Origin of the sequence: Salinisphaera aquimarina (genome assembly GCF_042643355.1) — a bacterium.
Lineage (GTDB): Bacteria > Pseudomonadota > Gammaproteobacteria > Nevskiales > Salinisphaeraceae > Salinisphaera > Salinisphaera aquimarina.
In genome coordinates, this window is sequence record NZ_JBHRSS010000001.1 from 1 (window position 1) to 26,257 (window position 26,257).

The 26,257-nt window shown below is 63.8% G+C and carries 26 protein-coding genes and 1 pseudogene; 15 read left to right on the forward strand and 12 right to left on the reverse strand.

Features of this window, described 5'->3' with window-relative positions; translation table 11 throughout:
- From ACFOSU_RS00005 to ACFOSU_RS00020, 4 genes are all read left to right on the forward strand, one after another.
- Positions 1–523 (forward strand): phosphomethylpyrimidine synthase ThiC (locus tag ACFOSU_RS00005; RefSeq protein WP_380685150.1); only part of this gene is annotated, 523 nt, incomplete at its 5' end.
- Between the two features lie 86 nt (positions 524–609).
- On the forward strand, positions 610–1,002 hold the full coding sequence (locus ACFOSU_RS00010; protein ID WP_380685152.1) for a DUF3015 family protein: 393 nt from the start codon (positions 610–612) through the stop codon (positions 1,000–1,002).
- Positions 1,003–1,179: 177 nt separating this feature from the next.
- A complete protein-coding gene (locus ACFOSU_RS00015; RefSeq protein WP_380685154.1) occupies positions 1,180–2,109 on the forward strand; it encodes a histone deacetylase family protein in 930 nt (309 codons plus the stop codon).
- Between the two features lie 41 nt (positions 2,110–2,150).
- Positions 2,151–2,558 carry a hypothetical protein gene (locus ACFOSU_RS00020; protein ID WP_380685156.1) on the forward strand — a complete coding sequence of 136 codons (408 nt, stop codon included), beginning with the start codon at positions 2,151–2,153 and terminating at the stop codon, positions 2,556–2,558.
- Positions 2,559–2,830: 272 nt separating this feature from the next.
- Here the strand turns inward: ACFOSU_RS00020 and ACFOSU_RS00025 are convergent.
- From ACFOSU_RS00025 to ACFOSU_RS00035, 3 genes and pseudogenes are all read right to left on the reverse strand, one after another.
- Positions 2,831–4,366: pseudogene (locus ACFOSU_RS00025) on the reverse strand (AMP-binding protein); the annotation flags it as partial.
- A gap of 79 nt (positions 4,367–4,445) precedes the next feature.
- A complete protein-coding gene (locus ACFOSU_RS00030; protein ID WP_380685158.1) occupies positions 4,446–6,446 on the reverse strand; it encodes a TRAP transporter permease in 2,001 nt (666 codons plus the stop codon).
- Between the two features lie 138 nt (positions 6,447–6,584).
- Positions 6,585–7,742 carry a TAXI family TRAP transporter solute-binding subunit gene (locus tag ACFOSU_RS00035; RefSeq protein WP_380685160.1) on the reverse strand — a complete coding sequence of 386 codons (1,158 nt, stop codon included), beginning with the start codon at positions 7,740–7,742 and terminating at the stop codon, positions 6,585–6,587.
- Between the two features lie 585 nt (positions 7,743–8,327).
- Here ACFOSU_RS00035 and ACFOSU_RS00040 point away from each other — a divergent pair.
- Positions 8,328–8,591: a ComEA family DNA-binding protein gene (locus ACFOSU_RS00040; protein ID WP_380685162.1), complete on the forward strand. Its 264-nt coding sequence runs from the start codon at positions 8,328–8,330 to the stop codon at positions 8,589–8,591.
- A gap of 222 nt (positions 8,592–8,813) precedes the next feature.
- Here ACFOSU_RS00040 and ACFOSU_RS00045 read toward each other — a convergent pair whose 3' ends face one another.
- Together ACFOSU_RS00045 and ACFOSU_RS00050 are read right to left on the reverse strand one after the other, a co-directional pair.
- The gene (locus ACFOSU_RS00045; protein WP_380685164.1) at positions 8,814–9,479 is read right to left on the reverse strand and encodes a glutathione S-transferase N-terminal domain-containing protein; all 666 of its coding nucleotides are present in this window, start codon (positions 9,477–9,479) and stop codon (positions 8,814–8,816) included.
- A 92-nt stretch (positions 9,480–9,571) separates the two neighbouring features.
- Complete coding sequence (locus ACFOSU_RS00050) at positions 9,572–9,850, reverse strand: DUF3634 family protein (protein ID WP_380685166.1); 279 nt, start codon at positions 9,848–9,850, stop codon at positions 9,572–9,574.
- Between the two features lie 40 nt (positions 9,851–9,890).
- Between ACFOSU_RS00050 and ACFOSU_RS00055 the strand changes: the two genes are divergently transcribed.
- Positions 9,891–10,310: an RNA-binding S4 domain-containing protein gene (locus ACFOSU_RS00055; protein WP_380685168.1), complete on the forward strand. Its 420-nt coding sequence runs from the start codon at positions 9,891–9,893 to the stop codon at positions 10,308–10,310.
- A gap of 11 nt (positions 10,311–10,321) precedes the next feature.
- Here the strand turns inward: ACFOSU_RS00055 and ACFOSU_RS00060 are convergent, their stop codons facing one another.
- Positions 10,322–10,813, reverse strand: a complete 492-nt coding sequence (locus tag ACFOSU_RS00060) for a pilin (protein ID WP_380685170.1) — start codon at positions 10,811–10,813, stop codon at positions 10,322–10,324.
- 177 nt (positions 10,814–10,990) lie between these two features.
- Here ACFOSU_RS00060 and ACFOSU_RS00065 point away from each other — a divergent pair, with 177 nt between their 5' ends.
- Entirely contained in the window at positions 10,991–11,470 is a 480-nt protein-coding gene (locus tag ACFOSU_RS00065; RefSeq protein WP_380685172.1) for a polyribonucleotide nucleotidyltransferase, read from the forward strand.
- A gap of 162 nt (positions 11,471–11,632) precedes the next feature.
- Here the strand turns inward: ACFOSU_RS00065 and ACFOSU_RS00070 are convergent, their stop codons facing one another.
- Positions 11,633–12,916: an MgtC/SapB family protein gene (locus ACFOSU_RS00070; RefSeq protein ID WP_380685174.1), complete on the reverse strand. Its 1,284-nt coding sequence runs from the start codon at positions 12,914–12,916 to the stop codon at positions 11,633–11,635.
- A 130-nt stretch (positions 12,917–13,046) separates the two neighbouring features.
- Here ACFOSU_RS00070 and ACFOSU_RS00075 point away from each other — a divergent pair, with 130 nt between their 5' ends.
- A complete protein-coding gene (locus ACFOSU_RS00075) occupies positions 13,047–13,856 on the forward strand; it encodes a crotonase/enoyl-CoA hydratase family protein (protein ID WP_380685176.1) in 810 nt (269 codons plus the stop codon).
- Between the two features lie 24 nt (positions 13,857–13,880).
- On the opposite strand, the gene ACFOSU_RS00080 is transcribed toward ACFOSU_RS00075, so the two are convergent.
- Positions 13,881–14,438: a phosphoribosyltransferase family protein gene (locus ACFOSU_RS00080; RefSeq protein ID WP_380685178.1), complete on the reverse strand. Its 558-nt coding sequence runs from the start codon at positions 14,436–14,438 to the stop codon at positions 13,881–13,883.
- Between the two features lie 182 nt (positions 14,439–14,620).
- Here ACFOSU_RS00080 and ACFOSU_RS00085 point away from each other — a divergent pair, with 182 nt between their 5' ends.
- The 3 genes from ACFOSU_RS00085 (at position 14,621) to ACFOSU_RS00095 (ending at position 17,657) form a co-directional block, all read left to right on the forward strand.
- Positions 14,621–15,745 (forward strand): zinc-dependent alcohol dehydrogenase family protein, encoded by a 1,125-nt coding sequence (locus ACFOSU_RS00085; protein WP_380685180.1) that lies wholly within the window; start codon positions 14,621–14,623, stop codon positions 15,743–15,745.
- Positions 15,746–15,852: 107 nt separating this feature from the next.
- The gene (locus ACFOSU_RS00090) at positions 15,853–16,359 is read left to right on the forward strand and encodes a plastocyanin/azurin family copper-binding protein (protein WP_380685182.1); all 507 of its coding nucleotides are present in this window, start codon (positions 15,853–15,855) and stop codon (positions 16,357–16,359) included.
- A gap of 173 nt (positions 16,360–16,532) precedes the next feature.
- Entirely contained in the window at positions 16,533–17,657 is a 1,125-nt protein-coding gene (locus ACFOSU_RS00095) for an alkene reductase (protein WP_380685184.1), read from the forward strand.
- A gap of 199 nt (positions 17,658–17,856) precedes the next feature.
- Here ACFOSU_RS00095 and ACFOSU_RS00100 read toward each other — a convergent pair whose 3' ends face one another.
- Both ACFOSU_RS00100 and ACFOSU_RS00105 read right to left on the reverse strand, forming a co-directional pair.
- Positions 17,857–18,144 (reverse strand): tautomerase family protein, encoded by a 288-nt coding sequence (locus ACFOSU_RS00100; protein ID WP_380685186.1) that lies wholly within the window; start codon positions 18,142–18,144, stop codon positions 17,857–17,859.
- Between the two features lie 103 nt (positions 18,145–18,247).
- Positions 18,248–19,120, reverse strand: a complete 873-nt coding sequence (locus ACFOSU_RS00105) for an AEC family transporter (protein ID WP_380685188.1) — start codon at positions 19,118–19,120, stop codon at positions 18,248–18,250.
- Between the two features lie 214 nt (positions 19,121–19,334).
- Between ACFOSU_RS00105 and ACFOSU_RS00110 the strand changes: the two genes are divergently transcribed.
- Positions 19,335–19,637, forward strand: coding sequence for an antibiotic biosynthesis monooxygenase family protein (locus tag ACFOSU_RS00110; protein ID WP_380685190.1), 303 nt, complete (start codon positions 19,335–19,337; stop codon positions 19,635–19,637).
- A gap of 435 nt (positions 19,638–20,072) precedes the next feature.
- On the opposite strand, the gene ACFOSU_RS00115 is transcribed toward ACFOSU_RS00110, so the two are convergent.
- Positions 20,073–21,014, reverse strand: coding sequence for a DNA ligase (locus ACFOSU_RS00115; protein ID WP_380685192.1), 942 nt, complete (start codon positions 21,012–21,014; stop codon positions 20,073–20,075).
- 100 nt (positions 21,015–21,114) lie between these two features.
- Here ACFOSU_RS00115 and ACFOSU_RS00120 point away from each other — a divergent pair, with 100 nt between their 5' ends.
- A complete protein-coding gene (locus tag ACFOSU_RS00120) occupies positions 21,115–22,011 on the forward strand; it encodes a polysaccharide deacetylase family protein (RefSeq protein WP_380685194.1) in 897 nt (298 codons plus the stop codon).
- 73 nt (positions 22,012–22,084) lie between these two features.
- Here ACFOSU_RS00120 and ACFOSU_RS00125 read toward each other — a convergent pair whose 3' ends face one another.
- On the reverse strand, positions 22,085–23,527 hold the full coding sequence (locus ACFOSU_RS00125; protein ID WP_380685196.1) for an alanine/glycine:cation symporter family protein: 1,443 nt from the start codon (positions 23,525–23,527) through the stop codon (positions 22,085–22,087).
- A gap of 517 nt (positions 23,528–24,044) precedes the next feature.
- On the opposite strand from ACFOSU_RS00125, the gene ACFOSU_RS00130 reads away from it, so the two are divergent.
- Positions 24,045–25,208, forward strand: a complete 1,164-nt coding sequence (locus ACFOSU_RS00130) for an alcohol dehydrogenase catalytic domain-containing protein (RefSeq protein ID WP_380685198.1) — start codon at positions 24,045–24,047, stop codon at positions 25,206–25,208.
- Positions 25,205–26,251, forward strand: a complete 1,047-nt coding sequence (locus tag ACFOSU_RS00135; RefSeq protein ID WP_380685200.1) for a proline racemase family protein — start codon at positions 25,205–25,207, stop codon at positions 26,249–26,251. Before ACFOSU_RS00130 ends, ACFOSU_RS00135 begins: the two co-directional genes overlap by 4 nt.
- The last annotated feature ends 6 nt before the right edge of the window (positions 26,252–26,257 follow it).

Here is a 26,257-nt window from a genome sequence, read left to right on the forward strand (position 1 = left end):
CACCCTCGGCCCGCTCACTACCGATATCGCCCCCGGCTACGACCACATCACCTCCGGTATCGGCGCCGCCCAGATCGGCTGGTACGGTACCGCCATGCTCTGCTACGTCACGCCCAAGGAGCATCTCGGCCTGCCCAACAAGGCCGACGTGCGCGAAGGCATCATCACCTACAAGATCGCGGCTCATGCTGCGGATCTGGCCAAGGGTCACCCCGGCGCGCAGATCCGCGACAACGCGCTGTCCAAGGCGCGCTTCGAATTCCGTTGGGAAGACCAGTTCAATCTCGGCCTGGACCCGTTGAAGGCACGCGAATTCCACGACGAGACCCTGCCCAAGGACAGCGCCAAGGTCGCGCATTTCTGCAGCATGTGCGGCCCGAAGTTCTGTTCCATGCGGATTTCACAGGAAGTGCGCGAGTTCGCCCACGAACGCGGCATCCATACCGCGCAGGACGCCATCGATGCGGGCTTGGAGGAAAAGGCCGAGGAATTTCGCGAGGGTGGGAGCAAGATCTATCAATGACGAAAGTCCTTTGAGGTTAAGTCTCGATTCATCTAGATCGGGCTAGCTTCAAGATCAGCAAGAAGTGGCTAAAAGGGAAGTGAAATATGAACATGAGTTCCAGCACGATCAAACGCGGCGTTGCGCTGTGCAGCGTCATGGCAATCGGCCTGAGCGTCGCGACGATCAGTTCGGCGCGTGATCGCGATGACCTGATCACCACGGCCAGCACGGCCGGCACCACGGCCTATATCGTCGGCAAGAACATCGACGATAACGATTTTGCCCAGGCCCAGGATTTCGCGGACACGCAGCAGGTCGCCTTGCGCCGTGAGGCCGCCACCGGCGAGGGCGAGAACATCGACTCGCTCGCGGCCCTGCTGGGTGAAGAGAATCCGCAGGCTTTCGGCCAATGGATGCAATCGCATTACGCCGAGCTGTATTCGAACGAGGCGTCGGCGAAGACTAATCTCGCCGATCGCATCGTGGCCATGCGTTGAGTCCCGGGCACTAGGCTTGACCATGACCAGGCGCCGCGTTCATCGCGGCGTTTTTTTGTCCGCGGCCCAGCGACGCCGGGCCTGTTGCAATCAGGCAGGCGCTGGTGTTGGATGAGCGCTGAACAATAACAGCGGCCGGCCGAGCCGCCCCGAGGAGCCAGCGCAGATGGGCAAAGCATGACGACCGCGTATTTCAGTCACGACAGCTCGGCGCTGCACGACATGGGCGGCGGCCACCCCGAGTCGCCGGGCCGGCTGATCGCCGTCGAGAAGGGCATGGGCGTGGTCGGCGTGGACCGGCGCGTGCAACGCCACGAAGCGCCGGCGGCGTCGGTCGAAGCGATCAAGCGCGTCCATGACAGCGGCTATGTCGACGAGCTCATGGCGTTCGCGCCGCGCGAGGGGCTGCGCCAGATCGACGGCGACACCGCCATGAACCCGCACAGTCTGACCGCCGCGCTGCATGGTGCCGGGGCCGCCATCGCCGCCACCGACGCCGTGATCGCAGGCCAGGTCGCCAACGCGTTCTGTGCGGTGCGTCCACCCGGCCATCACGCCGAACATGCCCGAGCGATGGGGTTCTGTTTTTTCGACAACGTGGCGGTCGGCGCCGCCCATGCCATCGCCGCACACGGCCTGAGTCGGGTCGCGATTCTCGATTTCGATGTGCACCATGGCAACGGCACGGAAGACGTCTTTCGCGGCAATCCCAACGTGCTGTTCTGTTCCAGCTACCAGAATCCGCTGTTCCCGTTCACCACCGATACCAGCGTGCCCGGCTCGTTGATCAAGTCGCCGCTGCGTCCGGGCACCGGCGGCCATGTGTTTCGCAAGGCCATAGAGCGCGACTGGCTACCGGCGCTGGACGCCTTCGCCCCGGAAATGATCTTCATCTCCGCGGGTTTCGACGCGCACCGCTCGGACCCGCTCGCCGATCTGCTGCTCGAGGCCGATGATTTCGCTTGGGTCACCGAACGAATTACGGAAGCGGCGGCGCTCTATTGTGACGGCCGTATCGTGAGTACGCTGGAAGGCGGCTACGCGCTGGATGCGCTGGCGGCGAGCGCGGCCGTGCATATCGATACCCTGTCCAGTGCAGGTGAGTGATGAGATATCCGACGCTGACCACGGGATGGCGGATCGCGGCCTTGCTGTCGCTGGCTCTTGTGGTGATCACGGTCACGGCGCGCGCGCAGGACGCGTCCGGCGGGGCGCCGACGGACGGTGACGACGCGCCGCCGGCAGCAACGGCCGAGCGCCCGCATAGCAACGATCCGCGCGACTATCTGAAATTCAGCACCACGCTGACCGCCGACTGCATGCTGCATCGCGCCCAGCTTCGCCAGATCGTGAATACCCATCCGACGCGGGCGATAAAGGTCGTGTTGTGGAATTACACCGGCAAGACGCGCAGCCAGGGCAGCAGCACCAAGATACTGCCGCCGCATGCCAAGCCCGAACCGCTGGGATGCGACGGCATGAGTGGGCTCAAGCGCCATTGGGAGATTGAAAGCGCGGAATTCGTGGCGATAAACGATCCGCCGGATGACAAATAGCCGTGTCGATCATCTATGGCATGTGCCCGACTCGACGGGACAGGGCCACGTAAGCCGGCGCGACGACGGTATGCCTCACGCAAAGGCGCAAGGAAGAGATGAGCATGTCGATGTAGGCGCTTCGCAGGCATGGCCTTCAGATTACCGGCGTCCTTGCGGCTTCGCGTGAACCCTCTTTTCTCGAATGCGTCTAATGCGCGTATTGGTGTGGAAACAGGCCGCCCGGCTTCGCCCACGATCAGGATCGACGTTCATGCCGCGCCATTGTCAGCTCAGACGCCGGCTGCGTGGTGTTCCAGCCACCAGGCGCGGAGCCGTTTTCGGGCGATCTTGCCGTTGTCGTCGCGGGGCAGATCGGCCACCCGCGTGAATCGTCGCGGTACCTTGTAGCCGGCGATGCGCGCCCGCAGTTGTTCGCTTAGCTCGGACTCGATCGATGCGGCGCTGCCCTCAGCCGCGACCAGGGCCACCAGCGACTCGCCGTATTCGGGATCGGGTATGCCGAAGACTGCGCAGTCGAGTACGCCAGGCAGATCGATCAGCACCGCCTCGATTTCGGCCGGGTAGATGTTGACCCCGCCGGAGATGACCATGTCGGAGGCACGGTCGCAGACGAACAGATAGCCGTCGGCATCGAGATAGCCGATATCGCCGACCGTCACGAGATCGCCGCGCGCCATCGCCTGTCGGTCGGCATCGCGGTTCTGGTAGGTGAAATCCGCGACCGCCGGTTGATGACAGTAGATCAGACCGGCCTCACCGACCGCGCATTCGACGCCGTCCTCGCCCACGATGCGCACCACTGCGTCGCCCGCCGGTCGGCCGGCACTGCCGGGTTTGTGTCTGACGTCGTCGGGCGTCTGCACCGTGATCACGCCGGTTTCGCTCGAAGCATAGAACTCGTGGATCACCGGGCCCCACCAGGCCAGCATGTCGGCCTTGACCTGCGGGGCGCACGGCGACCCCGTCGATGCCACGAAACGCACCGACGAGATGTCGTAGCGATCGCGCACCGCCTGCGGCAGTCGCAGCAGGCGCACGTACATGATCGGCACCAGGAACACGGTTTCCACCTGGTGGCGTTCGATCAGCGCGAGTGTCTGTTCGGGGTCGAAACGCGGCGCCACGACCAGGGCGTCGCCCTGCAGCAGCACGTGCTGCGCGAACAGGCTGGGTCCGCTGTGATAGAGCGGCGCTGGCACCAGCGCGCGCACGCCCGGCCGGATGCCCAGTGCGGACTCGAGAATAGGGCGCATCTGCTCGGCCTGGCGTGCCGCGCGATCGCTGGGCGACTGCAGGCGCCGCACGCCTTTCGGCCGGCCGGTAGTACCGGAGGTATAGGCGAGATGCCCGCGCGGCGTGCGCGCCGGTCCGGCATAGGCCGGCTGCCGCGCCAGCCAGGGCTCGAACGACATGGCGTCGGTGCCGGCCGCGATTGTGGGCTCGGCGGGCGTGGGCTCATCCACTACGAGGACGGTGACCGCGACCGGTATGCTGCCCGCAATCTGGTCGAGCAGGTCGGCCTGCACGATCAGCACCTTCGCGCCGGAGTCGGCGAGAATATAACCGACTTCATCGGCCTTGAAGTGCCAGTTGACCGGGCAATAGAAACAGCCGGCGCTGCGACAGGCCTGGATGATGTCGATATAGACCGGGTGATTGCGCAGCATCACCGCGATCACGTCGCCGTCGTCCACCCCCAGCGCGGCGAGGCCGCCGGCCAGCCGCAGGCTGCGCCAGTCGACCTCGTCACCCGCTATGCGGCGGCCGTCGAAATACAGCTCCGCGGTCATCTGCGTGCGGCCGAACGCGACAGCGTCCGGCCGTGTTCTGCCAGGCGTCGGCGTTCAGGCCGACGCATCGGATGTGGCCATGCCGTGCGCACAATCAGCCATGGGCCGCCACGACCCGGCCGCGATTCGACCAGAACGCCAGCGCCAGCGCCGGCAGGCCGAGCACCGCGCTGATCAGCCAGAGCTGGCTGTCGGACAGCGGCACCGCGCCACCGCCGGGCACGGCAATGGCCAGGCCGGCCAGTATCAGCATCAGCCGCATGGGCCACTGCAACAGCGCGTGGCGACACAGATTGCCCACGCCAAGCAGATAGCCCTGCATGGCGCCGGCGATCAGGACGACGCCGATCACCGCCTCGCTGAACACGAGCGCGATCTCCCCGGCGCTGCCCTGCAGAATCAGTGCCGGGTTGAGTACGAACAGGAAGGGAATGAAATAGATGATGCTGCCCAGGCGCATGGCCTGGAAGCCCGTGGCCATCGGCCGGGCCCCGGCAATGGTCGCCGCGGCGAAGGCGCCGAGTGCGACCGGTGGGGTGATATAACTGAGCATGCCCCAGTAGAGAATGAACAGGTGCACCGCCAGCGCATTCATGCCGCCGCCGTTGACCAGCGCCGGCGCCAACGCCACCGCAAGGAAGATATAGGCCGCGGTGACGGTCATGCCGATGCCGAGAATGAAACTCGTCGCCGCGCCCATGAACAGCAGCACCAGCGTGCTGCCGCCGGCCAGATAGATCAGGTCGTTGGCGATGGTGCCCGACAGCCCGGTCACAGACAGCGCGCCCACCAGCAGGCCCACGCCACAGAGAATGGCAATGAGTTCGGCAAACAGCTTGGCCGCGCCCGAGAAGAAGTCCTTGACCTCGGCCCAGCCCCAGCGTTGGAACGGCAGCACCTGGTTGATCACGATCAGCAGGGCGGTGGCATAGAACGGCGCGATCGCTTCCTGGCGCAGCACGAACAGCATCCAGATCAGCAGCACGAACACGAAGATGAAATACCAGCCTTCCTTCATGGTCTGAGCTAGTGACGGCAGTTCCTCGCGCGGCAGGCCTTCGAGCTCGTGGCGCGCGGCATAGGCATCGATCTGGATGAACAGACCCAGGAAATACAGCACCGAGGGCACCACCGCGGCGAGCGCGATATCGCCGTAGGGGATATTGAGAAAGCTGGCCATGATGAAGGCGGTCGCGCCCATCACCGGCGGCATCAGAACACCGCCGGTCGAAGCGCAGGCTTCCACGCCGGCCGCGTAGGACTTGCCGAAACCGACCCGGCGCATGGCCGGAATCGAGAGCACGCCGGTGGTGAGCACGTTGGTGATCACGCTGCCGCTCATGGAACCCATCAGGCCGCTGGAAAAGATCGACACCTTGGCCGGGCCGCCGCGGACGTGGCCGAGCAGGGCGAAGGCGAGATTGATGAAAAACTTGCCGCCGCCGGTTTTCTGCAGGGCGACGCCGAACAGCAGGAAGCCGATCACCAGATTGGCGAAGGCCTGCAACGGAATACCCATGACGCTTTCGCGGCTCATGGCGTGATAGATGGCGGTCTGCGACCAGCTCGACGGAAAGCCCTGGATCGGCCCGGGCATGACGTCGGCGAAGATCGGGTAGACGCTCGCCAGGCCCACGATGATCGCGATCGGCAGCCCGCCCGCGCGGCGGGTGGCTTCCAGCACGACCACCCAGAGCAGAAAGCTCATGTATATCGCGTTCTGGGGCGCGGCGTACTCCCAGCCCAGATCGATGATATCGGTCGCGTTATAGACGAAATATCCGCAGGTGCCGAGTGCCACCAGAAACAGGATCACGTCGTACCACGGCACCGTGGTGCGCCTGGAGTGGCCCCAGGCCGGCCACATCACGAACACCAGCGGTAGCATCAGCAGCACCACGGTATAGAAGAACTGGCTCTCCACCGAGGTGATGATCGACAGATAGCCCAGATTGAGCAGGTAGTCGAGCGTGGTCAGGGTCAGCGCGAGCGTGGCCAGACGCGGCAGCCACGCCCAGGCGCCGGCCAGTGGGCGAATCCCCGATATCTCGGTGGCTTCGCTGTCTGTTTCCTTGATCGGATCATTCGGTGTCATGGACATAACCGCGGTACGGTGAAAAGCGCCTGCGAATCCGGAGGGTTCGCGCGCGAGAGTGAACGGGCCGGGCCCGATAGAACGAGCGACGGCGCGTGTCGTTGCCGATCACGCGCCGCCGTCGTCGGTGGTATGACGCTACTTGAAGACGGGGTCCATGCCCTGTGCTTCCAGCGCTTCGGCTCGTGCCGACATCCAGCCCTTCTTGAAGGCCGCATCGTCGCTCGGCGGATCGCTGGCCATATAGCCTTTCCATGCACTGGCGAGCGTGTCCTGACGCTTGACCAGCATGTCCTGATGGGCCTGCATGGCATCGGTCCAGTAGCCGGTGTCCTTGTAGTACTGGACCACCGAATCATGGAACGGAATCACCCATTCCATGTTCTGCTTGTCCCGCGCATAGCCGGCGTTGCCCGGCGCGGCGTCCTTGTACTTGTCGAAATCCTCGATCAGTACCTTCACCAGGCTGTAGGCGGTCTTGTCGTCGAGCTTGTCGGTGCCGATGAGGATCGGATAGGGATAGCTGGCGCCGACCCAGGGTTTGTCCTTGCTGTAACCGCCCGCGGCCGAGGTGACCTGATGCGGGTCGAAATAAGGCGCTACCGTCTTGAGACGCTTCCAGCCCTCGGTGTCCTTCGGATCCAGCGTCGGCCAGACGATGCCGCGCGGGCTGGCCGCCAGCTGCTGGGCCGGCGGCGCCACGCTCATCGTGAACGACGCATCGACCTGGTTGGCGATGATGCCGTCGAAGGAGCGCCCATAGCCGGGATAGGTCACTTTCTTGACGTCGTCCCAGGTCAGGCCGCCAAAGGCGAGGAACGCCTCGGTGCCCTTGTTGAGCGCATCGTCGCCGCGGATATAGGCAATCCGCTTGCCCTTGAGATCGGCGGGCGTCTTGACGTCGATATCATCGGCCACGGCAACGCCGAGACCGAAACTTGCCGTCGAGGTGGCGATCACCCGGATCGGCTGCGGTCCCCACTGGCGCCCGGCGAACATCAGCACGCCCTCGAAACCGTAGTAGCTGGCAATACCGCAGGCGCACAGCGGAACACGGCCCACGCGCAGCGGCGTCATCCGCGACACATCGTTCTCGCCGGGCAGAATACGCACCGACGTGCCGTATTCGTTCTGCAGCAGGTTGCCGATGGATACCATCTGCGTATAGCCCGCAGAGCCGGTGCCATAAGCGGTCATGGCGAGGGTTTTAGGCAGTTCCACTTTATCGGCGGCGAGCGCCATCGATGTGCTCAGCGCGAGCGCGCTGACGGTCAGCGCCTTTATGATCGGTCGCATGGTTAGGGTCTCCTGAGGGCTTTTGGGGCGTGCAATCGCTGCACATGTTTCGCTTAGTGAAACTTTGTTTTACTCGATTCGCGATTAACAGTAGACAGCGCGCTCGGGAGTGTCAACGAATCCTTGTCTACAACTTTTGTAGGACGGATATCGTTGTAATTGCCATGTTTTCAGCCGGTGCGCAGCGAAATCGATATGCCCGGATCAACTTTCGGGCCCCGTTCGCCGGTTTGTCAGCAGCGCTGTTTTTCTCTCGTTCAATGGGCACATCGACGCTCGTCGGTGCCTGAATAAAAGCATGGACGATCGCCAGGGTCCATATAAAATATTGTTTGTTAATATTTTATTTAAATAGTAGAGCGTTGGAGGGTCTGATTCTATAGCGGCACGATAAGGCGATTATCCACGAAATAGCGAAGATTACCGCACTGAAATCATGTTTTATGACTAGGTTTCGATCGATCGATGGAGGTGGCGGCCACGGCGTATCGATAAAGAAAGAAATCCAGCGCTGTGATTTGCACTCGTGAATTACCTGCGTGTACCTTGCACTTTCGGCGTAAATACAACAAAAAAGGACTGATAATGAAAACAACAATCCTGATCCTGGTGCTCATGACGGGCTTCTTCGCGACGGCCGCGCTCGCCGCCGTCAACGTCAATACGGCCGGTGCCGACATGCTGGAACAACTCAGCGGCATCGGGCCTGCCAAGGCCGACGCGATCATCGAGGATCGTGAGGAAAACGGGGACTACCAGAAGCTGGACGAGATGACGCGCGTCAGCGGCATCGGCAGCAAGACCGTCGATGGTCTGCGCGACGAGGCAACGGTCACGACCAGCCAATAGGACCGATGCTCCAGCAATGCGCAAGAAAGCCCGCTTCGGCGGGCTTTTTCATGGGAGCAACCATCCGTTTCCAGAATGGGTGGCTGGGAGGCGGCCGGCTACCGCGTCGACGAGGCTAAGCTATACCCGCGCCAGCCATCCATTGTCCATCGATTCGCGTGCCAGTGCACTGCGCGGGCGTACACGTCGACCCGGGCATCGACAGGCCGTGTGGGTAAGCGCTCAGGCGTAGGCGTAAGGCCCGCCTTTTTCGAGCGCCCGGAGATAGGCGGGTCGTTCGTGGATGCGTTTTACGAAAGCCCGGATTCGCGGGCATCGGTCTTCCAGGCCGCGGCGGCTTGACGCTGCCTCGAGCGGGAAGCTCATCATGATGTCGGCGGCGCTGAATTCGTTGCCCACAAACCACTCGTGCTGACGCAGTTCGTTTTCCATGTAGTCGAGATGCAGATCCAGCTGTGGGCGAATGAACTGTTTCTTCACGTTTGCCGAGATCGCCTTTGCGATCGGCCGGATCAGGAACGGCGATTTTTTCTCCACGGTGTCGAATACCAGATGCAGAAGCAGTGGCGGCATGGCCGAGCCCTCGGCGTAGTGCAGCCAGTAGTCATACTGCAATCGCTCCGGAGTGCCGCGCTCCGGTGCCAGGCGGCCGCTGGCGTGACGATCGACGATGTAGTCCACGATCAGGCCGGTTTCGGCGACCGTGTTGGCGTTGTCGGTAATCACCGGCGACTTGCCCAGTGGATGAACCTGGCGCAGGGCATCGGGGGCGAGCATGGTTTTCGGATCGCGCTTGTAATGCTTGACCTCGTACTCGAGCCCCAGCTCTTCAAGCAACCACAGCACACGCTGCGAGCGTGAATCTTCGAGGTGGTGAACGGTAATCATCTCAGGTCTCCCGGTGCGTCAAAGCATCGGTCAAGATACGCCGATGTCTCATCTATTTCAGCGACATGCCTTAGGGGATGCACCGGCGTGACCTAGCCACGCGCCCGCCGGCCGCCCCCGGGGCCGGGCGCCGTGGGTGGTGCCCATACATTGCGAATCGCCTGACGGCCGACTTCGGGGAAGTCGTCTGAAAATCGCAGCCGCGCGTGGCGGCCGCGGCCCTTGCATTCGATTTCGCCGCGGGTCACGCCATGCAGGGCGATCACGTCGCGCACCGCGGCGACGAAACGGCGGCCGGGCTGGCCAGTGACGATCTGCACGCCGTTGTCCGTGACCCGCAGTTTGTAGACCAGACGAAATCGGGAGAACAAGGATATTTGTGTTGGATCGGTTTGATGTCACAGTCTGCGTATGAGCTCAGATTCTGGCAAGCAGCGGGACGTCACCGCCAAGACCTCGGTGCGGGTCGACAAATGGCTGTGGGCGGCGCGATTTTTCAAGACACGCTCGCTGGCGTCGCAGGCGGTCAAGGGCGGCAAAGTGCATGTGAACGGTCACCGGGCCAAGGCGAGCACCGGCGTTCACGTGGGCGATCGTCTGGATATCACCAAGGGCGAGGTCGCCTTCGTGATCGACGTTATCGATCTGGCCGAGCAGCGCGGTTCGGCCGAGCGCGCGCAGCAGCTGTATGCGGAGACGCCGGCCAGTTCACAAGAGCGCGAACGCCGAAGTGAAGAGCGGCGCGCAGCGCGTGTCTCGATGCCAAGGCCTTCCATTCGGCCGGACAAGAAACAACGGCGTCAGCTGCGGCGGTTCAAGCAGGGCGAGTAAGGTCTGTTGACCTAGCGACAGCTGGCCGGCAGATAACGCACCGGTACGCCATCGCTGGATGGCGCAGTGCAGTTCCACCGGATCGTGCCACCGTTGAAATCGGCCTCGATGAACACGAGTTCGTTGTCCAGCAGGCCGCCGTCATAGCGGATCCGGATCGCGGGATGGTTGGTGTTGTTGTTCCACCAGATACGTTTTACGTATCGCCCGCTGCCCGCGCCGGCCTCGCTGTCGTTGCCCATGCCCAACTCTTCGAGCACGTTGCCCCAGTTGTTGTTGGCCACTACCGGAAGGCGGCCGTTGACGGCGTAGTATTCGGCGACCGCACGACGCAGTGGCTGTGCGAGCGTCAGGCCCTCGCTGACCTTGGTGCGGGCAACATAGTTCTGATATGCCGGAATGGCGATCGCCGCCAGTGCACCGACGATGGCGACCACGATCATCAGCTCGATCAGGGTGAAACCCGGTGTTGTGCGCCCGGCCACTCGGCTGAAGTGTCGCATCGCGGACCTTTTTATTATTTTTATTATGAAGATAGTTTTCGCGCGGTTGCCCGGACGCTGTCAACCCGTAAGCGATCCATGCCGCGCGACCCGCTACAATCGCGCTGCACCGACACCGGGTAACGATGACGTGGGGTCGTCGCCGGCGTCGAGCCATTCGCAAGACAGGGAGAGAACATGACAGATCGGTTCAGTAAGGCGCGGCGCGCCGGCATCGTTGCGGCCATGGCCGGTACCTTGATCGGCACCACCGCCTGTGGCGTGGTCCTGTATCCGGAACGCAAGGGCCAGGTCGACGGGCGTATCGACCCGGCGGTCGCGGTCCTCGACGCGGTCGGGCTGCTGTTCTTCATCGTGCCTGGCGTGATTGCGTTCGCGGTCGATTTCGCGACCGGGGCGATCTATCTGCCGGGTTCGGCCGGCTTCACGACGCTGGATATGGATGATGCCAATGTCTACAGGATGGATGCCGGCAGTCTCGATGCCGCAGCTATCCAGCGCGTGATCCGGGAGCAGACCGGCGAGCAGGTATCGCTGGCCGACCCCGCGCTGCGTACCCGCAGCGTTGGCGGCGAAGCGTGGTTGCCGCTCGACGCGGTGCTCGACCGTAGCCAGTACGCGGCGCTCACGGGCGTGCGCATGCAGGCCGCGCGCTAGCCTGCCCGTCCGTGTCCTTGTATAGCGAAGACACGGCCGCAGCCCGCTGCGTTCGAGGCATGACCAGGACACACGTTATCTCGTCAATCGGCAGGCTGCGTCGCTTGAGTAAAAGGCGCGCGGTAGTGGGTCGTCTTTTCCCCGGCGGGTATCACATCGGCCTCAAAACAGGGGCCAGTAATCGAGCATTATCAACAGTGCCACGGCGCCGGTCATCGCCACACAGGTAGCGCTGGAGGCCACCAGCAAGCCCAATCGCTGCCCGCCGAGCAGGTAGGCGAGCAGGCTCTTGAACAACACACTGCTCATCGCCGCGACGACCAGCGCCCGGGCCGCGGTGTCGGTCGGCACGCCGGTTTGGGTCAGCTGTGCCATCGACAGGGTGACCGCGGTCAGATCGCCCATCGCCGCAATGGCGGCAATGGCGAATACGCCGGCATCGCCCACCAGATGATGCGCGGTTGCGCTGGCCAGGGTGATGGCGACCAGTAGCACCGCGAAGCGCAGCGTGTCTTTGAGACGAAACGGCGGCCCCAGCCGGCGCGGGGCACGCAGGCGCGAGGTATCGAGGCGTGAATGCAGCAACAGGGCGCTTATCAGCGCAACGCCCATCATCACCAGCAGCGGCACGACGGCCGCGCGCGCAAGCACGGGGCTGGCGACCGCGGCGACCACGATCATGCGTGGCATGCCCATGGCCTGAGCGAGGATGATGCCCACGGCCAGCAACGCGTCGAGGCCGCGGGTGCGACGCGACAGGCGCGCGAAATGAAGAGTGAGCGCGGTCGACGAGGCCAGGCCACCGAACACGCCAGTGGTAAGAATGCCGCGGGCCTGGCCGAGCAGCCGGACCGCGAAATGCCCCGCAAACGAGATCGACGCGACCACGACGACCAGCATCCAGATCCGATAGGGGTTGAGCGTTGCCCACGGGCCCAGGCCCTGATCGGGCATCAGCGGCAGCACCAGCACCGAGATCATCAGCAGCTTGAGCGCGGCGATCAGTTCGTCGCGATCCAGACGCTCCAGCCAGCCGTGCAGTTCCGGCTTGAGGCCCAGCAGGGTCGCGGTGACCACGGCGCCGGCCGCGGCCGGCGCCGGTGAGCCCGTCGTCGCCATGGCCGCCAGCGCGAAAGTGGTGAAGGCCGCGATCTCGCTGGTGATGCCGTAATCGCGGCTGGCACGCGACGACAACACATGGGCGGCGATGAGTATGGATGCGATGGCGATCAGGCCCAGCCCGAGCACGATCGGCCCCATCGTCACGGACAACTGGCCGATGACGCCGCCCCCGACACCGATGATTGCGAAGGTTCGCAATCCGGCCACGCGCTGCCCCGAGTCGGCATCGCGTTTCTGCCAGCCGCGTTCGAGGCCGATGAGCAGGCCGACCGCGAGCGCGACCGCCAGATTCCGGAAAGCCAGCAGCGTGGGATCGATCTCCATGAACCGGATTTTTACCCATCTGGGCGTGCGCAGGGTAGTCAGGCGCCAGTGGAAGTCCCGGAGCGTGCGTCACTGGCTCGCGTCGCGCAAAGACGGCACAGTGAGACAAATCCCTCACCTCGTCGCTTGCATGAGCCAGTCCGAAACCGTCGTCATTGAACGCCAGGCCGATGTGGCCCACGTATGCCTGAACCGGCCAGACAAGCACAACGGCATGAATTTCGAGATGCTGGACGCGGTCAACGACGCCGCCAGGACTCTGGCCAAGGACCGTGCCCTGCGCGCGATCGTCCTGCAGGGAGCCGGCCCGTCGTTCTGTGCCGGGCTCGATTTCAAGGCCGTATTCAATGCGCCACTGGCCGCGGCGCCCGCGCTGGCGCAGCTGTGGCTGCCCTATGCCAATCGTTTCCAGCGCTGGAGTCTGGGCTGGCGCGACATCGGCGTGCCGGTAGTGGCTGCGGTTCACGGCAACTGCTTCGGCGCGGGGCTGCAACTCGCACTGGGCGCGGATATACGCGTCGCGCGGCCCGACGCCCGATTGTCGGTCATGGAGGCGAAATGGGGACTGATTCCGGATATGGGCGGCGTGGCACTACTGCGCGAGCTCATGTCCATCGATCAGGCCAAGCGGCTGACGCTGTCGGCGCGGGTGATCGACGGCCGCGAGGCGGAGCGGATCGGGCTGGTCACGCATCTGGCCGACGATCCGCTGGTGGCGGCGGCTGAAATCGCCGACGAGATGAGCCGTTATTCGCCGGATGCGGTGGCCGCCGGCAAATTCCTTCTCCAGGAAGCCTGGCAGAGCAGCGAATCACAGGCCACGGCCGCCGAGCGAAAATATCAACGAAGGCTGATCGGGCGGGCCAATCAGCGCATCAGCATCGAACGCAACAGCAGCGATGCCGACAAGCCGTTCAGGAAACGGCGGATCGATTCCTAGCGGCTTTCAGCCGGACGCGGCTATTTACGCATCGGTGAAGATCGGCAGATGGCCGAGGGCGATGACGTCGCGCCAGTTCTCGCGATCGCCTTCGGTGAGGATCGCTGCCTGCGCAGCGATCGTGGCGCCGGCCTTGTCCATGATCGTGCGCATTGCCTCCAGCGTTGAACCCGAACTGATGACGTCGTCGACCAGCACGATCGGCGCGTCGGAGACCAGGTCGCGGTCCTTGGCATCCAGAAACAGCGTCTGCGGCTTGCCCGTGGTGATCGACAGCGTCTCGGCCTCCAGCGCATCGCCCATATAGGGTTTGTAGTTCTTGCGCAGCACCACGTACGGCTTGCCGGTGACGACCGACAGCGCATGTATCAGGGGAATGGATTTCGCCTCGGCGGTGACCAGAACCCGGTAGTCGACGACCTTGAGTCGCTCGGCGAGAGCAGTGGCCGCGGCCTCCACGAGCTCGGTATCGCCGAGCACGTTCAGCACCGCGATCCGGGTGCCGGGCGCCACTTCGAACAGGGCCAGATCCCGGTGCAGGCCGGCGATATCGATAGCGTGGGTGCTCGCGCTCTGTTTCATGGTCGTACGTATCCGAAAACTCAGTGGTGACAAAGGCCGGGGGCCGCGATGGCCTTGGCCGCGCATTGTGCCTCATGACAGGCCACGGCTCGACCGCAAGGCGCGCAAACCCCGATCGCGCCCGGATGATAAATTGCCGGTTCGGCCGGAACAGCCCGGCATCAGCAATCCAAGGAGACGCCATGCAGACCCGAGCTGCCGTTTTGCGCGATATGGCCCCGTCGCGGCCTTATCACGAGTCCAACCCGCTCAAGATCGAGACGTTCGATCTGGCGCCGCCGCAGGCGGGCGAGCTGTTGCTCAAGATCCATGCGGCGGGGCTGTGTCATTCCGATCTGTCGAGTATCGACGGCAACCGGCCGCGGCCGATGCCGATGGTGCTTGGCCACGAAGCGGCCGGCGAAGTCATCGAGATCGGGCCCGACGTGCATGATTTCGCAGTCGGCGATCACGTCGTGTGTTCGTTCGTGCCCAGCTGCGGGCATTGCGAATACTGTGCCGATGGCCGTGCCGCGCTGTGTACCCCGGGGGCGAAGGCGAACAACGACGGCACGCTGCTCTCCGGCGGCCGCCGGCTGAGCGAAAACGGCGCGGACGTGCATCATCATCTGGGTATTTCGGGTTTTGCCGAATACGCGGTCGTGCGCCGCGAATCGCTGGTCAGGATCGACCCGGAACTCGACTATGAAATCGCCGCGGTGTTCGGCTGTGCGGTACTCACCGGTGTGGGGGCGATGATCCACACGGCGAAACTGCGTCTGGGCCAGACCGCGCTGGTGGTCGGGCTGGGCGGCGTTGGCTTGTCGGCCGTACTGGGCGCGATCGCGGCGGGTGCCGCCCAGGTGATCGCCGCGGATATCGACGACGACAAATTGGCCAAGGCCCGTGAGCTCGGCGCTACCGCGACCGTCAATACCCGTGACGAGGATGCGCTGGAACAGATTCAGGCCCTCACCGGCGGCGGAGCCGATGTCGCCGCCGAGTTCGCCGGCGTGCAGGCCGCGCTCGAATTCGCCTTTGCCGCCACCGGCAAGGGCGGCAAGACCGTCAGCGCCGGCCTGCAGCATCCGGACAGCCGCATGCAGCTGCCCGCGCTGCAGCTGGTGGCCCAGGAACGCACGCTGATGGGCTCGTATCTGGGGGGGCACGTGCCCAAGCTGGATATACCCGAATACATCGCGCTCTATCAGGCCGGCCGCCTGCCGGTCGACAAGCTGCTCACCCACCGGCTGACCCTGGACGAGATCAACCTCGGCTTCGAACGGCTGGCTGCCGGCCAGGCGATTCGCCAGGTGGTGGTGTTCTAGCAAGCCGACGTTCAGGCATGGCGCCGTAGATTGAATCTGTTGTAGCGGCCGGACGCGTAGCAGTAGGCACCACTGCACGCGTGCATTTCCGGTCGCCGGACTTGCGCATGCCGCGCTATGGTTGCATGGTGCAACGACAAATAACGAAGGAGATCTCTCGTATGATGAAGAAAACGATGGCCTTGATGATGTTCGCCGTATTGTCGGTCTCGGCGTTTGCCGCCCAGGCCAAGACGGTTGAAATCGAAGGCATGAACAGCCTGAAATTCAGCAAGGAAAGCATCACCGTCAAGCCGGGCGAAAAGGTCACCATCAAGCTGAGCAACAACAGCAAGTTGCCGGCTGCAGCGATGGCCCATAACTGGGTGCTGCTCAAGGCCGACGCGAACCCGCAGAAATTTGACGAAGCCGCGGTCAACGCCAAGGACAGCGACTACATTCCCTCCGATATGAGCGATCAGGTCATCGCCCACACCGGACTCGTGGCGGGCGGCAGTTCGGATACGGTGACCTTCACCGCCCCCGACAAGCCGGGCGACTACACCTACATCTGCTCCTTCCCGGGGCATTTCGCGGCCGGCATGAAAGGCACGCTGACTGTCAGCGGCGGCTAATCAAACCACCGTACAGCGCCTCTCCGAGGCCCCGTCGCGCTGCGGCGGGGCCTTTTTCATGGGCGCCATTGCCACAGCACATCGTCGCGATTAATAGCGCGCGGCTTGATTTTGCGCAACCCAACGCCATCTCATATAGCCAACAGCAAACCTGTTTCCCCAAAGGAGATTTCATGGGTTTCGATAAATTGCTTTCGCCCGTCCGGTTCGGTGCGGTCGACCTGCCCAACCGCGTGATCATGGCGCCGTTGACGCGCTCGCGCACGCCCGATCAGGTGCCCGGCCCCATGCAGCAGGAATATTATTCCCAGCGCGCCGGCGCCGGTCTGATCATCTCCGAGGCAACCAATATCTCGGAAGGCGCACGGGGCTATGTCTACACGCCCAGCATTTTCACCGATGCCCAGGAAGCCGGCTGGAAAGGCGTGGTCGATGCCGTGCATAAGGCAGGCGGTCGTATCGCCCTGCAACTGTGGCACGTCGGCCGGGTCGGCCATGAAATGGTCCACCCGGACGGGCGCAAGCCGGTCGCCCCCAGCGCGATCCGTGGCGAAGGCGCCAAGAGCTTCGTCGAGTTCGAGGACGGCTCCAACGGTCTGCAGGATTCCAGCACCCCGCGCGCGCTGGAAACCAAGGAAATCCCGGATCTGGTCGACGAGTACCGCCAGGCCGCGATCCGCGCCAAGCGGGCCGGGTTCGATCTGGTCGAGGTGCATGCCGCCAACGCCTATCTGCTCCAGCAGTTCATGGCCACCGGCTCCAACAAGCGCAGCGATGCCTACGGGGGTTCCATCGAGAACCGGGCCCGGCTGGCACTGGAAGTCGTGGACGCGGTCTGCGAAGTCATGGGCGCGGATCGCGTGGGCATTCGCCTGTCGCCGTTCATCGAAATCTTCGGGCTGAGCGACGACGAGCCCAAGGCGATGGCCTTCTACATGGCCGAACAGCTCAACGCGCGCGGTCTGGCCTATCTGCACGTCAACGAGCCCGACTGGGCCGGCGGCGATATCAAGCTCACCGACGCGTTCCGTGCCGCCATTCGCGAGCGCTTTTCCGACGGTGCCTTGATCTTCTGCGGGCATTACACCGCCGAGCGCGCCGAAGCGCTGATCGAGAACGGCAACGGCGACGGCGCCGCGTTCGGTCGACCCTTTATCGCCAATCCCGATCTGGTCGAGCGTTTCCGCGTGGACGCCGAACTCGCCAAACCGGATGAAGCCACCTATTACGGTGGCGACGAGAAGGGTTACACCGACTATCCCTTCCTTGGTGAACAGCAGAAGACCGGCACGGCGTAGATCGAGAACATGCGCTGGTAGCAGCGCGCTACGTGAATCGAAAAAGCCGGCGGGGTTTTCCCCGCCGGCTTTTTTAGGTCTGGTTCATCCGCAGGTTCACGCCGATAAAGAAGGGAATCGGCAGCCATTGCCCGCTCGAGGAGGGTGGGGCGCGTCGCCGCATCCGCGTTTCCAGTCCGCGTTCATCTGCGGATAGCAGTCACGCCTCGAAGAAACTCGCCCTGCCGTCGGCGGACGACCAGTCGATATCGTTGTTCTCGGCGATGGTGATCATCACGTTGTACGCGTCGATGCCGGGATGTTTCTTCAGGTTTTCGGTGCACTTCGCGTAGAACGCCTTCTTCTGCGCATCGGTCTTTCGCGAGCGCATGATCAGCGACAGCATCACCCGGTCGCCGCTGCGCGTGTGCAGTTGCAGCGCGTGCGGCGGGTATTCCCGGATCAACTGATAGCGATCGACGGCCGGAAAACCCATGGTCTCGATCACGGCTGCATTGACGCCGTCGGCGACGGCCTCCGCGTAGTTTTTCCCCTACCTTCGAGAATCGCGATATTGACGAACGGCATGATGGTCTCCTGAGTAGTTGGATTCAAAGCACGAAATAAAGCGTCAGCGGAATAGCCGCCAAGGCGATGACGTGGCCCACCGCGACGATCGCCGCGACCCGCTGCGGCGCGACCGCGAACTGCTCGGCCAGCATGTAGTTGAGCACCGCCGGCGGCAGCGCGCCGAACACGATCAACAGGGCTGCCAGCGGCGGCGCGGGTTGCGTGAGCCAGACCCAGGGCACCGCAATCGCCAGACCGGTCAACGGACAGGCCAGCCCGCCCACGAAACCGGCCGCCCACTGGCCCGGCGCGCCGTCGGCCAGGCGCACGCCCAGTGCCACCAGCATGAGCGGAATCGATACCTCGCCGAGCATACGGATGCCGGGCGCGATCATCGCCGGCGCGTGCCAGTCCATGATCATGCACAGCACGCCGGCCGCGGTGGCGATGAGCATCGGGTTGGTCGCGAGCTTGCGCAGTTGCACGGAATCGCCCAGCAGCCACAGACCGACCGTGAACTGGAGCAGGTTCTCGGTCACCAGCAGCACCACCGCCAGCGGCAGCGCGTCCTCGCCGAAGGCCAGCAAGGCGATGGGCAGGCCCAGATTGCCGCAGTTGTTGAACATCGCCGGGCCGACATAGATCGCCGGGTCGCGGTGCGTCAGCCGGGTCCACAGCCAGGCGAGTACGCCCGAGCCGAGCACGATGACCACGGCACCCAGCGCCGCCATCACGAAATCGCCGCTGCCCTGTGAGCGTTCGGTGAGCGCGTGAAAGATCAGCGCCGGCGTGAATATGACGATATTCAGGCGATTGGCATCGCGCAGATAGGTCGGTCGCGCGCGCCCGTAGAAATAGGCCAGGGCGATGATGCCGAATACCGGCACCGTGATTTCGAGTATCCGAAGTAGCACGAATGCTCCCGGTGGTGTCCGCAGGGGTACACGGCGCGCGCATTTCAGCCGGTCGCGGCATGCGCCACCGATGTGCGAGCGATGCGAAGGGCCTTGGCGCCCGACGCCCGGGCGGACAAAGCGCTGCAGTCTAGCTGTATTCTGCAGGCGTAAGCCATCGTGGGGCGGCGCGGGCCCGTATACTCGGGCGCGAGTTTTCCAACACGAGAGCGCCATGTTCATTGCCATGAACCGATTCAAGATCAAGCCCGGCCACGAGGAGGATTTCCTCGAGGTCTGGCGCAGCCGCGATACGCATCTGCAGGAGGTGCCCGGCTTCAAGCAGTTCAATCTGCTGCAGGGCGCGACCACCGACGAGCACACGCTGTTCGCCTCGCATTCCGAGTGGGAATCCCGCGAGGCGTTCGAGAAATGGACCCAGTCCGAAGCGTTCCGCAAGGCCCACGCCAGCGCCGGCGCGCGCAAGGATATTTACTTAGGCCCGCCGCAGTTCGAGGGTTTTGAAGTCAAGCTGTAGACCGCCTGAGGCTGAAATCGGCGGTCTGGTGGCAGCCAAAGGAGGCCAATCAATACAGGCGAAGGCCATCCGCAGATAGACGCAGATGAACGCAGCATCAAGGCGGAAATGAGCCCGCGGCTTGCCGCGGGCTCATTGCGACAGCGTTCAGCGCCGAGCCAAAAACTGGCGTCGGCACAAGCGAGGGCTGCCCATTCGTCTGCTTGACGATGTGCAAAGCTCAGCTCGCTATTTCGCCTTCAATTCAGGTATTGGAAATATTCAGGCAAAGCCGTTCCACGCAAAGCCGCGAAGGCGCCATAAGGCCAGATCTGCACCACGGGCTTATCTTTCCATCGCGGCTCAGCGTCTTTGGGCGAGGCGTGCGATGGCGCGTTGAGTTATCTGGCCTTGCGTAATCGAGCCGGCTGAATGTTATACACAATCAAGTTCGTCTTATCTGTGTTCTTCTGCGTCATCTGCGGATAAATCTCCGTCGAATCGACTGCGTGATCGGTTTGATGCGCTGTCGACGACTTCCGGCGGCGGCCCGCCCGGTCGCCGGCGCAGAAAACGCGCGAAGCGGGGCAGGCCGGTCGCGGTTTCGCCGGTATAGCGGTAGGTGATCCACGACCCCACCGGCGGCGGATCGGCGCGCTGGTCGTCGGAAAAGCCGCTACCGATGGCGAACGCGCGCCCGTCCGGCGTGACCACATCCACCGACCCCATCAGCCCTTCGAGCCGGCCGCCGCCGGGATTGATGCCCACGACCTTCGCCTCGGCGTCGTCGAATGGCTTGAGCTTGAGCAGGTCGTCGCTGCGCCCGGCGACATAGGCCGCGCCGCCGCGATGCAGTACCAGACCTTCACCGCCGTGGGCGAGCACGTCTTCGAATGCGGCATCGAGCGCGGCCGCATCGTCGACGTGGAACTGGCGGATAGCGATTACCCACGGCTCGTCGATGGCGGCTACGGTATCGACAATCGCGGGCACGCGAGCGTCGAAATGGCCGGGATGGTCGGGCAGGTCGAATATCCGGTAGCTCACGTCGTGCCATTCGGCGTCATCTGCGGCGTGGCTTCGCACGATGCCCGATACGCGCGCGAATTCGCCGTAGCCGCTCCAGAGTTCGCCGTCGAGCGCGGTGTCCGGCCAGCCGGCGGTAAACCAGTCGGGCGCGTTGATCACCGTGCCGCCACGGGTGAGCAGGCGCTCACCGTCCCAGTAGCCGCGCACGCCGTCGTATTTCTCGCTGACCCAGTAATCGGTCAGCGCGATGCCGGGCGTATAGCTTTCGGCGAGCGTTACCGCGGGTGGCGGCGCGGCCGTTGCCGTTGCGCTCAGCAGCAGGCAGAGCGCAACGGCTTTTGCGAGTCGTATTGTTATGGTTTGTCGCATCGAGCCCCCAGCCCGACGCTATCGCAGATTGGCGTGGCCTGCATCCGTCGGCGCGCGCGGACGCTAGACTGGTTCCTTGTGCAGCGTTACCCGGATCCGCATGTCTATCGAACTGCCCAGCCACGATCGCTATGCCTACAGCGCCATCGGCGATCGCCCGGATTTCTCCTGGCCGCAGGGCTGGCGGCTGGCCGTATACATCGGACTCAACCTGGAGCATTTCGCCTTTGGCGAAGGTCTCGGGGCCGCCTTGGTCCCGGGGCGTGCCAAGCTGGACGTGCTCAACTATGCATGGCGCGACTACGGCAACCGGGTCGGCGCCTGGCGGCTGCTGGATCTGTTCGAAGCACTGGATCTGCCGGTCGGGCTGATCGCCAACAGCGCGATCGCCGATTATTGCCCGGAGTTGGTCACCGCCTACAGACAGCGGCTGAATACAGAACTGATCGCGCACGGACGCACCAACAGCGAAACCCAGAACGCATTGGACGAGCGCGGCGAGAGCACCCTGATCGTGGCCGCACGCGACCGGCTGGCTGCTGTGTTTGGCGATACGCCCACCGGCTGGCTCGGGCCTTGGATCGCCCAGAGCCAGGTGACGCCCGATCTGCTCGCCGAGGCCGGCTTTGCCTATCATCTGGACTGGTGCCACGACGATCAGCCGACATGGATGGCCACGCGCGGCGGTGAATCCATTCTGTCGGTGCCGTACCCGCAGGAGTTGAACGATATCCCCGCAATCGGCGTGCGCGCTGCAGACTATCGCGAATTCGCCTGCATGATCGTCGATCAGTTCGACGAAATGCTCGAACAGTCGCAGGCTCAGCCGCTGGTGATGGGCATTGCACTACACCCGTATATCGTCGGCCAGCCGTTCCGGCTGCGGGTGCTGCGCCAGGCGCTGGCCCATATCGCCGCTCGCCGCGACGAGATCTGGCTGACCACCCCGGGCGCGATCGCCGCGCACTACGCGCGTGTTTTTCCGGCCGCCGGATAGGCGCGCGCGATTATGAACCGCCGGGGCTTGAAGCCGCCGGCGGTCCGTAGCTGGCAGGCGTTGGAAACCGTGCTTAGTTCCCGCGCTCGGCTTCGACGTCCTTGTTCCAGATCGATTGATCGATGCCATCCCTGAGTTGCGGGTATTCCTTGATACGGAACAGCGGCTCCTCGCCTTTCTTGCGTTGGGCGAAATAATCGCGGGTCAGCAGGATCACGGTCTTCGACAGGATCAGGATCGCGATCAGATTGATGGTGGCCATGGTCGCCATGGTGGCGTCGGCGAAGTTGAACACGGTCTTGACCGGCTGCAGCGCGCCCCAGATCACCATGCCCAGCGCGGCCAGCTTGAGCACGGTCAGCGCCGAGCGCTGGCCCAACCCCAGAAATTCCATCGCGTTTTCGGCGTAGGAATAGTTACCGATGATCGACGTGAACGCGAAGAAGAAGATGGCCACGGCCGCGAAGGTGGGGCCGGCAAAGCCGATATGCGCGCTCAGCGCGTTCTGGGTCAGCTCCATGCCGGTGACGCCGTCGGGGCCGTAATCGACCGCGCCCGAGAGCAGGATCATGAGCGCCGTTGCGGTACAGATCAGCAGCGTATCGATGAATACGCCCAGGCCCTGCACCAGCCCTTGACTCGACGGGTGATGCGGGTCCGGCACCGCGACCGCGGCGATGTTCGGCGCCGAACCCATACCGGCCTCGTTGGAGAACATGCCGCGCTTCACGCCGTTGAGCAGGGTGGCCATGATGCCGCCGGCAAAGCCCGATGCGGCCTGATCGAAACCGAAGGCGGATTTGACGATCAGCGCCAGCACGCCCGGCACCTCGGTGATATGGATCGCGATGACGTACAGGGCCAGCAGCAGGTAGAGTCCGGCCATCACCGGCACGATCTTTTCGGCCACGCGGGCAATAGAGCGGATGCCGCCGAACATCACCACGCCGGCGATGACGGCCACGCCAATCCCCGTGGCGAACTTGGGTACCGAGAACGCCGACTCCATGGCCTCGGCGATCGAGTTGGACTGCACGGCCGAGAACACCAGGCCGAACGAGGCCAGCAGGCACACCGAAAAGACCATGCCCATCAGCCGCGAGCCCACGCCTTTTTCCATGTAGAAGGCCGGGCCGCCGCGATACTGTGAATCCGCGTTGCGCACCTTGTACAGCTGCGCCAGCGTGGATTCGGCATAGGCGGTGGCGATACCGAACAGCGCTACCAGCCACATCCAGAACACCGCACCCGGCCCGCCCAGATAGATGGCGACCGCCACACCGGCGAGGTTGCCGGTGCCCACGCGTGACGCCAGGCTGACCGTGAGCGCCTGCACCGGCGAGATGCCATCGGCGGTGGCCCCGCGCGAGCCGATGATCACGCGGAAGAACTCGGTGAAGTGGCGGAACTGCGGGAACCCGAGACGGATGGTGAAGAACACGCCCGTCGCGAGCAGGCCGTAGACCAGCACGTACCCCCAGAGTATGCCGTTGACGAAATCGATCACAGTAGACATTGCTTTGCCCCCTTGGCAGGTCTTTGGAACAGCCGGCACGCCGGTTCGTGACGCGACGTGCAGGCCGCTCGGCCGGTACGCCGTTTATTGTTTCTGAGTGCCGAGGCGAGGTCGGATGCCAACCCGTCGGAAGCAGCTCAGGCTTTTATCGATTAACCATTACACAAGCAGCAAGAAAAATGCCAGAGACAGAGGGACGCACCGTCCTCCAAGGCCTGCGACGCACGGATGTGATCGGATAGGGACCACTGCCGAGACTGGCAAACGGTGGATTGACGTCACGCTTCGGATCGGCGATCGCGGCTGCGTGGGTACGCCTCCGTGACTGTCCGTCTGACCAGGCGGTTCACGCGCCGGCGATCCGCCAGACCATGCGCGGTCGCAACCGTGAATCGCGACCAGGGAACACGTAGCGCATCGTTGCTGTCTCGAAATCAGCGATTCGTTGCCGCGTGGTGGTGCAGGCGCGCGAACGACGTTTGCTATGGTCCCTAGGCGAGCACGAAGGAGCAACGATATGGCAGCAGTTGAACTTCCCGACACCATGGCCGCGATGCGGCTCACCGGCCATGGCGGTATCGACCGGCTGGTGTATGACGAAGACGTGCCCACGCCGCGGCCGGGTCCGGGCGAAGTGTTGGTGCGCGTGACCGCGACTGCCAAGAACAACACCGATCGCAAGGCCCGGGAGGGTCTGTATCCGACCGAAGAGGAAGACGATGTCACCTCGTTCGCGATCGGCGGCTCGCCCACGCTGACGTTCCCGCGTATCCAGGGCGCCGACGTGGTCGGACGTGTGGCCGCGGTGGGCGAGGGCGTCGACGCGGCTCGCATCGGCGAGCGCGGCCTGCTCGATTTCAATATCTACGCCGACGATCGTCGTGATATCAATCTCACCCCGGACTACTACGGCCACGGTGCAGACGGCGGCTATGCCGAATACGTCGCCGTGCCGGCGGACCAGTTCCATGCGGTGGCCAATGCCGATCTGAGTGACGCGCAGCTGGCATCGATGGGCATGTGTTCCTATCAGACCGGTTATCACATGCTCACCGCCGCCGGCATCAAGGCCGGCGAACGCGTGCTGGTCACCGGCGCCAGCGGCGGCGTGGGCACCGCGCTGATCCAGATGTGCCGGGTGATCGGCGCGATTCCCTACGCACTGAGCAAGCCGGACAAGGCCGAGGCGCTGCGCGAGCTGGGGGCGGAGGCGGTTCTGGATCGCTCCGACATGGACGGATTCACCGATACCGTGAAAACGCTCACCGGCGGTGCGCCGATCGATGCGGTCATGGATCTAGTCGGCGGCGACATGACGCATCACTTCATCGACGCCATGATCTTCGACATGAAGCGCCGCACCACCTATCCGCGCCTGAGTATCGCGGGGGCCAGCGGTGGCAACGTCAGCGAAGTGATGTGGACGCGTATCTATCTCTATCAGGTGCAGATATTCGGCGTGTCACACGGCACCCGCGAAGAGGCCGACCAGCTGGTGGCCTGGATACGTTCGGGCCAGCTCAAGCCAGTGTTGCATGCGGCGTTCAGGCTCTCGGATCTGCACGCGGCCGAGCGTTACTTCATGAGTCGGTCGAGCAACTACCTGGGCAAGATCGTGATCGTGCCCGACGCCCAGTGGGACGAATACGGCGCGCCTTACGCCATCCAGGACAGCCAATGAAAGACCAACTCACGCTACAACTGATCGACACCCACGCCGGCGGCGACGTCAGCCGTATCGTCGTCGGCGGGATCAATCCGCTGCCAGGCGCGACCGTGCGGGCGCAGATGGAATACCTGCAGAGCGAGGCCGACGGGCTGCGCACGTTGCTGCTCGAAGAGCCCTACGGCATCCCGGAGATGTCGGTGGATCTGATCGTGCCGGCCACCGACCCGCAGGCCCAGGCCGGCTATATCATCATGGAAGTGATGGGCTATCCGATCTATTCGGGTTCGAACACGATCTGTACCGCCACCGCGTTGCTCGAAAGCGGCATCGTGCCCAAGAAAGAGGGCAGCCAGCGTTTCGTGCTGGAGTCACCCGCCGGTCTGGTGCAGATCGAGGCACGGGTGGTCGACGACGTGGTCGAATCCATCACCTGTGAAGGTCTGCCCAGTTATATCGACACCTATCGGGCCAGCGTGCACGTGCCGCTACTCGGCGACGTGACCTACAGCATCGCCTACAGCGGCGGCTTCTACGCGCTGGTCGACGCCACCGAACTCGGGTTTGCGCTCACGCTCGACGAGGAAAACAGGCTGGCCCACTGTGCCCAGGCAATCGTCGAGGCGATCCGCGAGGAGAAAGGCTTTTCCCACTACACGCTCGGCGACGTGGGTCCGCTGCCGTTTCTGCATTTCATGGGACCGGTGGAACAGATCGACGGCCATTTCTACCGCTCGCGCTCGGCGACCTATGTCCATCCCGGCGTGATCTGTCGCAGCACCACCGGCACCGGCACGTCGGCGCGGCTGGCCCTGATGCACTACGAGGGCCGTCTGCAACCTGGCGACCGGCTCGAAACCGTGTCGCTGCGCGAGACCTGTTTCATCGGCGAGTTGATGGAGGTCGAGCAGGCCGGCGCGCACGACGTCATCAAGAACACCATCACCGGCCGCAGTCATGTACTGGCCCACTCGGACATCGTGGTCAACTGCGACGATCCGCTGGTCGACTGCACGGGGCTGCGGCAATTGCTCACGCCGGTCGAGCAGACGAACTGAGCGGCA